The following is a 12870-nucleotide window of genomic DNA, read 5'->3' as shown; positions in this document are numbered from 1 at the left end:
ACAGATATTCAGAAAATGGATTTTACCAGTCACTAATCTTTCTTTAGTTGGTTACATAATGGAGGTAGCACTATGAAAAAGAAAATCTATCGCATTCTACTCTTGGTTCCCTTACTATTATCAGTTTTAGCTTTGACGGGTTGCAAGGTGATGATGCCTAGTGATTACATAAAAATTAAGCGAATCATCATCGAAGATTGTAATAAAGTGGGTCTTCATGGTAAAGTTACCATCACTGACTTATATTGGACAGCCTTAGAAATACCAACTTATCATGTATCTTATACCTATTCTGAGGAAACCTACGATGGCCAAACGATAAAATTGGAAGAGAATAATCGGGCTATTCATGAAGACAGCTCACCTGATTCTTATGAAAGTATTAAATTTTTACACTATAAGGAATCTTTTTTGGAGCAGAAATCTGTCCAAAAAGTTGAGAAGAATATTGAAAAACAATTGAAGAAACAAAAACTCGGTATTCCTATTAACTTTTTTAGTTTTCTACCTAACTTCAGTCATGATGAAAAGGAGAAAATACTAGATACAATTGCTTCAGAAAATCTTAAGGAAGGTAAGAAGGACTTTGCAGGTTACTATCAAATTCCATACCAAACCTTGATAGATCAAGAGTTGGTTTATATGACTATTTTTATTGATGGTAATGCATCAGTCAAAGAACAAGATATGAAAGATGTGGCTAAAAAGTTAGATGCTAGTGATCTTCCGAATGGTAAATATAATTTCTTTTATTCTAATACCAAGGATGGGGATCATGATTCAATCGATTACAATTTTAAAGTAAAAGATGGGAAAGTCGTTTTTTATGAGGATGAGAATCTAGTATTAGAAGATGAAGATCAAAGATAGAAATAGATAAAAACAAGTTATAAATTCTATTTACTTGTTATTTTTAAGAATCCTCCTACTCACGAGCCTTTTAAAAAGTAGCTAGGAGAGGTTATTTCAGAGTATCGTGAATAGGTACTTAACATCAGAGGTTTTCGTGAGACAATAAAAGCTGATTGAAATAATCTTTCTTGAATAGAACACAAAAAAGACATATTTCTGACTAAAACAGATTCATGCCTTTTTTTAGGTGTTATGATTTAATCATCTATTTTCCTTGATTATAAGCTAAAAGATTTTATGAAATCATATAATCAGTTTGCATTTTTTGATATAATAATTCTTAAAACTTAGGAGGTAACAGATGATACACAAACATGAAATCCCAATTTTAGAGTTTGATGACAATCCTCAGGCTGTGATTATGCCGACCCATGAGGATTTAGGTTTGGACTTGCCGCCTAGGTGTGTTTACGGCTTTTTAGAGGAAGAAGTCGATCGCTATGCGACTTCTGTTGGCGCTGAAAAAGTTGGTGAATTTGTCTCTGCAACCAAAACCTATCCTGTTTATGTCATGACTTACAACGGGGAGGAGATTTGCTTAGCTCAAGCTCCAGTTGGATCAGCTGCAGCTGCACAATTTCTTGATTGGCTAATTGGTTATGGCGTAAAGCAAATCATATCAACTGGAACTTGTGGCGTCTTGGTAGACATGCCAGAGAATGTTTTTTTGATTCCGACGAGAGCTTTGCGAGATGAAGGTGCAAGTTACCACTATGTTGCGCCATCTCGCTATATAGACATGAATGAAAAAGCTCTTGTAGCCATTGAGAAAACTTTAAAGCAAAAGAAAATCCCCTATGAAGAGGTCATGACCTGGTCGACAGATGGCTTTTATAGGGAGACATCGGACAAGATTTCCTATCGTATTGAAGAGGGCTGTAGTGTTGTAGAGATGGAATGTGCCGCACTAGCAGCAGTTGCTCAATTTCGTGGAGCTATTTGGGGCTTACTTCTCTTTACTGCAGATTCCCTTGCAGATATAGAGAATTACAATCAACGAGATTGGGGTTCAGAGGCTTTTGATAAGGCTTTAGAGCTTTGTCTGGATATCATTGTCCAGATGTAATCCTAATTCAATAGAAAAAGAGCATGACTATATAATCGTGCTCTTTTTAGATTTAAATTATTATTTCAAAATATCACAAAATTCTTGGGTGGTATCAGCTATAAAATCAGGATTTTCTGCCAAAAGGGTTTCGTTTTTCCCAAATCCCCAGGTCACCGCTATTGTTTTGATGCCAACCGTTTTTCCACCAATCAAGTCGAACTTGGTATCACCAACAATGACCGACTGGTCTTTAGGTGCTTGATTTTCAGTAATGGCACGCTGCAAGACATCAGCCTTATGAAAGGCACTAGGAGTAGATCCATAAATGCCATCAAAATATTCAGTAATTCCAAGGTGTTGGCACATCTCCAGAGCGATAGGTTCATTTTTTGAAGTTGTAATAAAGATTCTCTTGCTAGAAGCTTGACTAAGTTGTTGAAGGATTTCTTTTATGCCATCATAGAGCTGAGCCTCCAATTGCCCTTTAGTCTCATAATAGTCACGATAAATTTTGACAGCTTGGTCAGCACCTTCTTCACTAATCTCTTCTTTAAAGGTTACTTCGAGAGGTGGTCCCATAAAGGTACGAATTTTCTGATCACTAGGAACAGGGAGGCCTAGTCTTTCAAAGGTTTGAACAAAACCATTGTGGATTCCCTCAGAACTATCAACGAGAGTCCCATCAAGGTCGAAAAAAAATGTGTGTGAGTGTCATAGAATTCTCCAATATAGTGTCCTTGGTTTATTATATCATGATAAAAACGGTTAAAGTGGTTAGGGCTATTTATCATTCTAAAGTTGACATGACTTTTTTATGTGTAACTGTTCGTTCTTGCTTATTTCCAAGTGCCTTGATGCGGGCTTCTAGGAGAATAGGACGTCCTTGAACACTTCGCGTATAAATAAGATCATATTTTCCTAGGCTTTTTTGTATATGTCGGAGGAAAGACTCTGCATCTGCCTTTCGCTTTTCAAACATACTTGGAACGGCAAAAAATTCAGTTTGGTCCTTCACTTTGTGACAAGCCTTTAAGATATAGCGTTGATTTTCGATAGGAGCGAAAAATTCAGTCATAGTCTGAGCAAAGATTTCTTTTTCCCTCATGCTAGCACCCTTGAGATAGATGGCGTTATAAATCGCTTGTTTACTGACTTTTACCACTCTAGGAGCAGATTCTTTAGTCTCAATCTGACCTGAATCCAGCAGGGCTTGATGGATAGCTTTACCAAATGTTTCTAACCGTTTATAAGGACTCCTGTAGATAAAATATCTTCCCCAGAAGACAGCCAGTAGAAGAAGAGCAAGTAGAAGTATCGGTAGACTATGAACAAACGGCTTTCCAACAATAAAGTATTTTGTTACATCAATGATAAAATAAGTGGCAGCAAAGGCTTGGAAAATAAGAAAGGCCTTCATCCAATCATTAAGGTATGCCAACGGTAGAAATTGTTTGTCGATCTCAACTTGGTTGACCACTTCCATATCTTCATATAGTGGGAGAGCTTGTTGCCAACGGTCCTTAAGCTCCTGACGTTTTTGAGAAAGTGTAATGGCATTTTGATTAAGTTTTTCTAGACCCTTTTGACTAAAAGTTATTTGATTGAGGTCAAGGCGATCAATGCCTGATTCGATAGTGGGCTCTTGATAATGGAGACCTAGAAACTGTGTCATACGCCTTTCTAACAAGTCTAGGTCAGGACTAAGTCCATACAATTGTAGCTCTAATGTCTCGTCATATTTTTCTTCGGCATTTTGAATCTCAATCCATTTCTTTGGTGATAAATTAATAGAAACCAAATGCCAGATATTACTTGTTTTATTAGGATTGTCAGGCCAAACACGGATGGCACGACCTCGCATCTGATTGCTTAGCATGAAACTTCCAACAAAACTAGCTAAAATAAGTGAGTTAACACAAGGTGCATCCCAACCTTCGCCTAACAAGGACTTTGTCCCAATAACCACCTGGATATGTCCTTCTTGGAAAAGCTGGGTAAGGGCAGTAACCAAATCATGATAGGAACCAGAAATACTGACCTTAAGATAGTCCTCTTGGCTCAACTGTCCAATAACATCATAGGATAAACGAGAATTAGGAATGAGTCGCTCTAGATGTTCTTTAGCTGAAGTTGGAATAACCACTAAACTTCCTGTCAATACAGCCACAGGCACCGTCCAAGACTGTTCAATCAATTCTCTACGAATAGATTCAAAGTAAGAGAGGACACCTAATTGGGTAAATTGAGCATTGTTATCACCTAAATGAATTTGAAAATCCTTACGTATAAAGTCTGTCAAAACAAGTTGACGGAGATTATTTCCTAGAGCTTGATATTCTGCCTTAAAAATATCTCTAACAGCATTGAGTTTTCCCAATGATTGATTAAGCAGGACATCTTGTTTCTTATTCCGGATAAGTTTAACTTGATTTCTTTCGATAAGACCGTTTGCTTTCAAATCACTTTTCAATTGGTTAAAGGCTTCCTCAGTAAATCCAAACCAATTTGGAACCTGAAAAATAATGCCATTAAGCAAGATTTCAAACCAATCAAGCGTAAAAGTTGGCAAGGCTTTTGCAGCGAGAAGTTCTTGAAAACGTTGAGGAAAAGGCAATTCTTTAGACCGTAAGAAAATCAGGATAGCAGAAAGATATTTAGGATTAGCCAATAGGTCATCATCGTCAATTTGGCCACTTAGTGCTGGACTAGACTGAATAGTGTTCGAAAAGTTTATATCTGAAGACAGTTTAGTTAGAAAGTTAAGTTTCTGCTTTTCAAACCGGTCCAATTGTGCACGTTCTTCCTTTGTTGGAAAGGCGAAGTAGACATAGTCTTGGTGAGGACAGAGCGTCCCTTCCTTAACCAGTTCAGGCACTGTAATTTCTTCATCAATCTCACCACACATGCTAATATAACGTTCCCAAAGTGCAGGTTCTCCCTCGTATGGGGGTGTTGCTGTCAAGGAAATCATCTTAATTTTAGGAAAGGATTTACGAAAAATCTCTAAACTCTTCCACCATTCGTTTCTTAAATGATGGCACTCATCCAAACAAAGAGTCCCTAAATCTAGGTCCTCAAAGGTTTTTCGAATATCGAAATCTTGAAAATCGAAATGCTCTTGTTGAGCCTCATCATCTGTGTCTTCAATAAGACTATTGCCCACGACTTGGTTCATAGCACTGTGCAGTGCCTGATAGGTCGCAACCGTAATTACTTTTGGATTTTTTAAATCCTGTGAAATAATCTGCTCTGCTTGGTTAGCATCACTTAAAAAAGCTTGTTTAATCCGATCTACCCATTGTTGACGGATGGTAACTGTTGGAACTAAAATTAAAGTTGGCTTACCAAAACGTCGAATAAATTCAATTCCCAAGGTTGTTTTTCCAGAACCAGGAGCAGCCACCAAGTGAATCTTACCATCCTCCATAAAGCTTTCGGCTTTATCGAGAACACGCTGTTGGTACTGTCGCCATTGTCCCTTAAATGAAAGCTGATCTAACATAATTTCCCTCCAATGTTATCTATCATTATAACACAGTTCAGATAACTAAAAGGTTGTTATTAGGGCTGAACAATCCTAATGAAGGATTGTTTTAATGGTTAAAACAAAAGAATCAAAAATATAGGCTTGAACAAATCAGTAAGTGATTGACATTAAAGAAGTTTTAAGATAACTTTAAAGTAACGATTTAATCCGATTTTACCGAGGAGTTGCCATGAAAAAAATAAATCTTCTTTATTTATTAGCTATTCTGGCCATCATTTCTGGTCTTTTACTGTATTACTTGCCAGACATGACGTCTAGACATAATGCAGAGTCAAATAAAGCAAGTCAGACTTTTAAGGAGAAAACGATTGTCCATGATTTTGGTACGACAGAGTTGAAAAAAGCTCCAAAACATATCGTTATCCTCGACAACCTCTATGGCGAAATCTTAGATCCTCTGGATATTACTCCAGTAGGAGCGACAACTGGTCAAGCTGATAGTCAAGAATTTTCAACCCTCTTTAAGAAACAATACAAGGATGCTAAAGTGGTTTCAGTTGGTTGGCAGGGTAATCCAGATTTGGATAAGATTGCTGAGTTAAAACCTGATTTAATCCTTATGACAGGCGAGCAGGAAGACCTCTACGAGGAGCTGTCTGAAATTGCACCGACTGTTGGTTACCAAATCAACACCGATGAAAATTGGGACTATCATGAAACCTCTCTCAAGGTGGCAGAAATCTTTGATAAACGTGATGAGATGAAGAAGGACCTCGATAGATTGGATGCTAGGGAGGCCGTTTTCGCAGAGAATGTCAAAGCCAAGTTTGGCAACCAGAAACTCATGTATCTGCGCGTGACTGACAATGACATCCGTTATTATGCTTACGGGCATTTTGGTTATCTCTATGATACTTATCATTTCAATCGAGCGGAAACCTTCAATCCAGATGATATGTTCCAAGTTATCGATCCAGATAAATTAAAAGACATTAATCCGGACCTCCTGATTGTTCAAGCGGATTCTCAAGAACTCCTAGATAACAAACTTAAAAATACCCCTGTCTGGACTAGCCTTAAGGCTGTTCAAAATAACAAGGTTATCTATGCTGATTACTCAACCTACATGCTGGGCTTTGGGATTGTCTCCCAAGAAGCTATTATGAAACAAATTTCTGATGAATGGGGATTAAATTAAACTAAAAACGACCATGACGGTCGTTTTTTTATGTTCAAAAAAGTTTACCTGACAAACAAGCGTTTAATATGTTTTCTTAAGGCAAAATAGAGCTGAATGGTCATTGGAATCCAAATCAAGGGCTCGCATAGGATAACGCCAAGATAGCCCATAGAAGGAATGACCAAAAGAACAAAAAGAATTTTTCCAAAAAGCTCAATAAAACTTGAGGTTAAAGGTGTCAGTTTCTTACCTAGACCTTGTAGGCTATTTCTAAAGATGAAGAGCATTCCTAAAATAGGATAAAAGAGAGAACTGATACGAAGGTAGCGACTAGCATTATCAATAATCACAGCATTATCTGAACCGGAGATAAGACCAGCCAAGAAGGGGCTTGCTACATAGAGGAGGGCACAAGCAATGACAGACCAAGTTATAGAAACAAGACAAGATTGCTTTAACCCAGCTACTATGCGCTTAAACTGTTTGGCACCGAAGTTCTGAGAGGTGAAAGTAGTCACCCCGGCAGCAAGTGAAGTCAAAGGGAGAACAGCAAAGGACATAATCCGTCTTGCCGCCACTTGAGCACTAATGATGAGAGGACCAAAGCCGTTAATGGCATACTGTAAGGTCACAGTCCCAATAGAAACAATGGAGTTCATGAGTCCCATGGCCATTCCTTGTCCAAAAAGATCCAAATAAAGACTTGAATCCAAAACAAAGTCTGACTTGGTTGGAAGAAGGAAGGTCACTTTTTTCTTAATATAGTAAAGACAGAGAAGCGCCGAAAGTCCTTGAGAAATAATCGTTGCCAAGCCTGCTGATTGAACCCCAAGATGGAGTTGTGTAATAAAGAAAAGGTCTAAAACGATATTGACCAGAGCTGAAAAAATCAGAAAATAGAGGGCTGTCAGACTATCACCAACCGCTCTGAGGAGACCAGCACACAGATTATAACCCAAAGTTACCCCAACACAGGAGACAATCATAGAAATATACTGGTAGGACTGCCCAATGATAGAAGCAGGTGTCCCTAAAAATCGTAGCAAAGGATAGAGCCCGAAATGTCCTAGAATCATAACCAAGGCACTTAAGCCCAGACCGATGACAACTGTGGCCGCGACAGACTGACGAAGTTTCCTATAGTCTTGCGCACCATAGTAACGTGCGATAACAACGCCCATACCATTTCCAACACCTAAGGCAAATCCGATAACCAAGTCAAAAATAGCAGAAGAAGCTCCTACAGCAGCCAAAGCATCTGGCCCTAGAAAACGTCCTACAATCATGACATCCGCAGTATTATAGAGTTGCTGGAAAATATTGGATATCAGAATTGGTAGGGCAAAGATTAAAAGAGACCGCAAAATAGGGCCTCGTAAAAGATCAACTGACGAATTTTTCATAGAACTATTATAACAAGATTGTAATTGTGAAACAATGACAAAAAGCCATCCTAGGATGACTTTCGCCTATTTTTTAGATAGCGGCTAAGTATTTGAGTCATATGGTTGTAGCCCGCCGCAATCATTGGAATCTGTAAGTAGATATAAGGTAAAGTGTACTGACTCTTAGTCTCAGATATGAGGTGAAAGAGGATGCCACCAAAGAAATAGAGAAAGGCATAAAGTCCCAACGTTGCCCCGTCTCCCATTCGTTTATAAGTGAAAGCGTAGTAGAACACACCACCAAGATATAGGACTAGGAGATAGCCTTGCATATAGGTTACGAAAAAGAGATGCAAGGTCCCATCGTGATAGATAGAAGTCGCAAACCTATTCCACAAAGGCTGAAACTTGTCTTTACTTGGGCCATTCCAGATGGACTGGAAGCTTCCCTCTGTCCAAGAACTGATAAACTTGGTACTGAAGAACCAACTGGCCTCATCGGGATGTGCTAGAAGATATTGAACACGCTTATCAAAAAGGTGATTGGCACTTTTTTCAATCTTTTCGATATTTCCCTTTTTCTTGGCGTAAATGTCACGGACATAGCCGGTATACCATCCTGGCATGCGTTTAGAATCTGGCTTGTCCTGTAAGCCCATGGCCAGCCAAGCAATCTGAGGCGTTCCAGGAATTTTTTGATGGGTGGTAATCTCATAGTAACTGGTCGTCGCCTTATGCAAGCTCATAGGAAAGGCAAAGAAAGCCAAAACCAAAAGCAAATAGCGATACCGTTTTTCTCTAAGCATTAAGAGTATTAGAATACCAGATAGAGCAATAATGAGAATAATATTATTGCTCCTTACCCAGTAAGCCAATGATAGCATGACCACCGAAAGAATCGCATTCCTAGCCTTACCACGTCTTAAGTAACGTAGAAAAAAGAGAATAGCAAAACTAGAAAAGAACAACCCATACATAAGTCCATAGGCAAACATAATGTTAAAGACTAGAGGCAAAAAACCAAAGCTCATGATGACAGCCAAACGACTAACTAAAGGCCTCGTAAACAGTTCATCCGTGATTTTCCAAGTAGCATAGTTCATACCAATGACCATGCCAAGATTCAATACATAGAATACCGAGATAACCGGTAAAGGTATCAGATAGAGAACCAAGCGTTCAAAACTAAGCAATCCTAACTGATGCGGATAGCGGTAGAAGTAGGCTCCTGGTTTTATTAAAGAGAAGTCGCCAGCATTGAACTGGACCGCCCCTTTAAAGACAGTACCTGCATCGTCTCGACCAGCAAAACTGGTCAGAAAAATCAACAGTAGGCCAAAACTCACAAAGTAAACGGAAAAAAAGATGAAAATCTGCTTTGTTGTCAGTTCCTTTAAGATTCTGGGCCAGAGAAGGGTCAAAAGCAGAATGGCCCCACCTGAAACATAAACATACCAAGGAACGCTACTAATCTCTGCCCACTCAAAGTATCCCGTCATCATGGTCGTGCGAATGAACAAAGTAGTTACAAATAATAGCCCAAAGACTAAGAGCCCCACATAGCGCCCTAACCATTCTAAAAAAGAACTCGTATATGACATAAGAGCCTTCATGCTGAAAGTCTCCTTTAATATAGGTAATTACCCTTATAGTTTAGCACAGTCATCGGAAAAATGTAATGAAAACTAAAAGAAAATCCCATTCATCAACGAAAGAAATTGCTCTAATGAAGACATAGAAAAACTCTCTCGTTTCTAAAACAAGAGAGTTTGATTTTATAAAGCAGATTACTTCATCCGCATACTATCAATTTTTTCTTCAGTCGGTGTGACACGTAAGGTCTTTTGTCCCGTATAAGTTACAAATCCAGGCTTACCTGCCGTTGGTTTATTGAGTTTCTTAACATCAATCATATCGACTTGAACCAAGTTTGACAGACGTGCCTTAGAATAGTAGGCTGCCAATTCAGCCGCATCAGTTTTGACCTCGTCGGTTGGATTAAGATTGTCCTTGATAACCACGTGACTCCCTGGAATATCCTTGGCGTGGAACCAGAGCTCACCTTTTTTAGCCATCTTGAAGGTCAACTCCTCATTTTGCAGGTTGTTACGACCAACCATGATAATGGTCTTGCCATCAGAAGCTAGATACTGTTCAGGTTTCTTACGTTTGTGGCGCTTGTCAGTTGAACGACGCTTCATAAAGCCAGCCTGAACAAGCTCCTCACGAATATCCTCGATTTCATCCATGTTGGCTTGAGAAAGACTGAACTCCACACTTTCCAGATAGTCAATAGTCTGCTTGGTTTCCTCAATTAAACCAGTCAAGTGCTTAACAGCTTCCTTAAGTTTCTGGTATTTCTTGAAGTAACGCTGAGCATTTTGGTTAGGAGTCAGAGCCACATTTAGAGGAATCGTAATCTTTTCACCAGTGTAGTAGTTGTCTAACTCGACACTATCCTTGTCATTTGGCACCATGCTGAGGTAGGTGGTCAAAAGTTCCCCTTTTTGACGGAACTCCTCAGCATTTTCAGTCGCCGCAAGCTCTTTTTCCTGTTTAACAAGCTTTTTCTTGTTTTTTTCCAGTTCATTTTGCACACGATGGATCAAATCACTCGCCTGTTGAGCCACACGGTCACGCGCCGCCTTGTCCAAATAGTAGTAGTCCAATAGGGCTGACAAGGTTTCAAACTCAGGTTGGTCCTGACTATCTGAGAATCTTACAGCTGAAAATGCCTTAGCCGTTAAGTTTGGCTTTACTTCACGATTGAAGAAGGAACGGAAATTCTTGAGTTTATCAGTCTCAAGTAAGGTTGATAATTCATTGGCCGTGTCACGCCCCAAACCTTGGAAAAGTTTTTGAAGGTTTCTAGCTGACAAATCCTCTGTTTGTAGAATTTCAAAGAGTTTTTCGTCTGGAATATCAAAAGGATTCTTAGCGTCTGTCTTAGGAGGAGCAATATAGGTAGATCCAGGCAGAATAGTACGGTAACTATTTTGTGAGAAACCAACATGCTTGATAGACTCAATGATTTTGCTTTCGTTCTTGTCAATCAGGATAATATTGGAGTGTTTCCCCATGATTTCCATAACTAGAGTAACCTTGACGCTGTCACCGATTTCGTTTTTGTTTGATACAGAAATCTCAAGGACACGGTCATTTTCCAACTGTTGGATATCCTCGATAACCGCTCCTTGAAGGTATTTCCGCATAATCATGGTATAGGTGTTTGGATTCTGTGGATTTGGCAAGTCAGCCTTGGTCGTCTGAATACGCCCAAAAACAGGATGAGCCGAAAGCAGAAGCTTGTAATTCTGACGATTGTTACGAATAGTCAGGACCAACTCACGCTCAAAAGGCTGATTAACCTTCTGAATACGCCCGTAGAGAACCTGCTCACGCAACTCAGCCGTCATATGATGAAGAAAAAAGCCGTCAAAAGACATGATGTACTTCCTTTCTTGTTATTGATAATAATTGTTTTATTTTAAAAATAAAATTTTCTGTGAGACTTTCCTTAGGTGTTGGCGGACGTCAGCGAACTTTTACAAAGTTCCATGACTAATTTTTGAGCCTACCTAACGTCTCAAAAATTCCGAGCGCCTGAAACCTTCTAGTTTCAGGCGCTTTTAACACAGCGGAAAGTCTCAGTTAATTGCTCGCTCTGCTCGCAAAAAAGTTATTTCAAAAACTTGAAGAGTTTATGAACTTTGTTAGTTATTTTTAAATAATTTGCATACGTTATGAACGTAAATATTGCCTAACTATTATAGCATAAAGCCTCTAGAAATGCTTGGGATGGGTAGTCGGAATTGAGTTTGTTATTATTATGAACCATTTTTTTATTACAAAAATTGTTCCGCTAAAATAGTTAAAAAGTTATGTCTTTTATTTCCATGAATACCTTTGAATTTACATCTGACTTGTGGTATCATTTAATATGCTGAAAATTAAAGGAGCATTAAATGAACGATATTAAAAAGATATGCAATGCGACTAATTTGAAATACCTAGCTGTTGCACTTATGTTTTTGGACCAAATCTATCAGATGTTCGGGAGTATGGGAGCACCTATATGGTTGACGATGTTAGGGCGTTTGGTTTTTCCTATCTTCCTCTTTCTAGCCGCAGATAGTTTCCATTATACTCATGACCGAATGTCCTACCTTAGACGTCTCCTTTACATGAGTTGGTTCATGACCATTGGCAACACCATCATTGGTAGTCTCTTTCATAATGGTAGTATCGGTTTAACCAACAATGCCTTTTCAACCTTCTTTATCACTGGGATTTTTATTTGCTCTTGGGATTTGTTGGCTAAGGGGCTTCGCGATAAATCGAACAAGGAGTTGATTCAAGGGATTGGTGTCTTTCTCCTGCCGATTCTTTCATCTATTCCGGTTGTAATCCTTTCAGGCATATTTGAAACGCCACATGCAAACCCAATCGTTGTGCAGATTGTAGCCTTTATCTTGTCACTTGTGCCAAGTATTATCATGGTTGAGGGTGGCTTTGTCATGGTTATTTTGGGGTTGTTATTCTATATTTTCCGTACCAATCGCATGGCTCAAATCATTGTCTTAGCTGTTATTTCAGTGATTGCCCATCTCTTTGATCCGACAGGAGTTCAGTGGATGATGGTTTTTGCTGCGATTCCTATGTATTTTTATAATGGTGAGCGTGGTAGTGGTAACAAGAATTTCTTCTATATTTTCTACCCAGCCCATATTTATCTCTTGTGGATCCTAGCAAGTTTGCTTAGATAAGATGACAAAGACAGTCCTTGTGCTGTCTTTTTTTCGTGCTCAAGAGCCATTTTTATGGTTTGTTTCCTGCTTCTAAAACTGCTATAATTTAA

Annotated in this window: 8 protein-coding genes and 1 pseudogene; 4 read left to right on the top strand and 5 right to left on the bottom strand. The window is 38.9% G+C overall.

Annotated elements, in window-relative coordinates:
- The first annotated feature begins 72 nt into the window (after positions 1 to 72).
- Both SSAL8618_RS10825 and SSAL8618_RS05625 read left to right on the top strand, forming a co-directional pair.
- Positions 73 to 870 (top strand): hypothetical protein, encoded by a 798-nt coding sequence (locus tag SSAL8618_RS10825; protein ID WP_223896429.1) that lies wholly within the window; start codon positions 73 to 75, stop codon positions 868 to 870.
- Positions 871 to 1213: 343 nt separating this feature from the next.
- Positions 1214 to 1978, top strand: a complete 765-nt coding sequence (locus tag SSAL8618_RS05625) for a nucleoside phosphorylase (RefSeq protein WP_038676074.1) — start codon at positions 1214 to 1216, stop codon at positions 1976 to 1978.
- A 60-nt stretch (positions 1979 to 2038) separates the two neighbouring features.
- Here SSAL8618_RS05625 and SSAL8618_RS05620 read toward each other — a convergent pair.
- Positions 2039 to 2675: pseudogene (locus tag SSAL8618_RS05620) on the bottom strand (HAD hydrolase-like protein).
- A gap of 72 nt (positions 2676 to 2747) precedes the next feature.
- The gene (locus SSAL8618_RS05615) at positions 2748 to 5462 is read right to left on the bottom strand and encodes a DEAD/DEAH box helicase family protein (protein ID WP_038676073.1); all 2715 of its coding nucleotides are present in this window, start codon (positions 5460 to 5462) and stop codon (positions 2748 to 2750) included.
- Between the two features lie 214 nt (positions 5463 to 5676).
- Between SSAL8618_RS05615 and SSAL8618_RS05610 the strand changes: the two genes are divergently transcribed.
- On the top strand, positions 5677 to 6645 hold the full coding sequence (locus tag SSAL8618_RS05610) for an ABC transporter substrate-binding protein (RefSeq protein ID WP_038676071.1): 969 nt from the start codon (positions 5677 to 5679) through the stop codon (positions 6643 to 6645).
- 44 nt (positions 6646 to 6689) lie between these two features.
- Here SSAL8618_RS05610 and SSAL8618_RS05605 read toward each other — a convergent pair whose 3' ends face one another.
- The 3 genes from SSAL8618_RS05605 to SSAL8618_RS05595 form a co-directional block, all read right to left on the bottom strand.
- Complete coding sequence (locus tag SSAL8618_RS05605) at positions 6690 to 8030, bottom strand: MATE family efflux transporter (RefSeq protein ID WP_038676069.1); 1341 nt, start codon at positions 8028 to 8030, stop codon at positions 6690 to 6692.
- Between the two features lie 50 nt (positions 8031 to 8080).
- Positions 8081 to 9625, bottom strand: a complete 1545-nt coding sequence (locus SSAL8618_RS05600; RefSeq protein ID WP_038676067.1) for a glycosyltransferase family protein — start codon at positions 9623 to 9625, stop codon at positions 8081 to 8083.
- 174 nt (positions 9626 to 9799) lie between these two features.
- Positions 9800 to 11458: an Rqc2 family fibronectin-binding protein gene (locus SSAL8618_RS05595; protein ID WP_038676065.1), complete on the bottom strand. Its 1659-nt coding sequence runs from the start codon at positions 11456 to 11458 to the stop codon at positions 9800 to 9802.
- A gap of 519 nt (positions 11459 to 11977) precedes the next feature.
- Here SSAL8618_RS05595 and SSAL8618_RS05590 point away from each other — a divergent pair.
- Positions 11978 to 12778, top strand: coding sequence for a TraX family protein (locus tag SSAL8618_RS05590; RefSeq protein ID WP_038676064.1), 801 nt, complete (start codon positions 11978 to 11980; stop codon positions 12776 to 12778).
- Positions 12779 to 12870: the final 92 nt, after the last annotated feature.

It is taken from the genome of Streptococcus salivarius (genome assembly GCF_000785515.1).
GTDB lineage: Bacteria > Bacillota > Bacilli > Lactobacillales > Streptococcaceae > Streptococcus > Streptococcus salivarius.
The sequence above is the reverse complement of the archived record's forward strand: the minus strand, read 5'-3'. Positions and strand labels throughout refer to the sequence as shown.

What these genes read in the sequence shown, in the direction of transcription:
- SSAL8618_RS10825 (WP_223896429.1), top strand. Translation starts at nt 73, where the DNA reads ATGAAAAAGAAAATCTATCGCATTCTACTCTTGGTTCCCTTACTATTA.
- SSAL8618_RS05625 (WP_038676074.1), top strand. Translation starts at nt 1,214, where the DNA reads ATGATACACAAACATGAAATCCCAATTTTAGAGTTTGATGACAATCCT.
- SSAL8618_RS05615 (WP_038676073.1), bottom strand. Translation starts at nt 5,462, where the DNA reads ATGTTAGATCAGCTTTCATTTAAGGGACAATGGCGACAGTACCAACAG.
- SSAL8618_RS05610 (WP_038676071.1), top strand. Translation starts at nt 5,677, where the DNA reads ATGAAAAAAATAAATCTTCTTTATTTATTAGCTATTCTGGCCATCATT.
- SSAL8618_RS05605 (WP_038676069.1), bottom strand. Translation starts at nt 8,030, where the DNA reads ATGAAAAATTCGTCAGTTGATCTTTTACGAGGCCCTATTTTGCGGTCT.
- SSAL8618_RS05600 (WP_038676067.1), bottom strand. Translation starts at nt 9,625, where the DNA reads ATGAAGGCTCTTATGTCATATACGAGTTCTTTTTTAGAATGGTTAGGG.
- SSAL8618_RS05595 (WP_038676065.1), bottom strand. Translation starts at nt 11,458, where the DNA reads ATGTCTTTTGACGGCTTTTTTCTTCATCATATGACGGCTGAGTTGCGT.
- SSAL8618_RS05590 (WP_038676064.1), top strand. Translation starts at nt 11,978, where the DNA reads ATGAACGATATTAAAAAGATATGCAATGCGACTAATTTGAAATACCTA.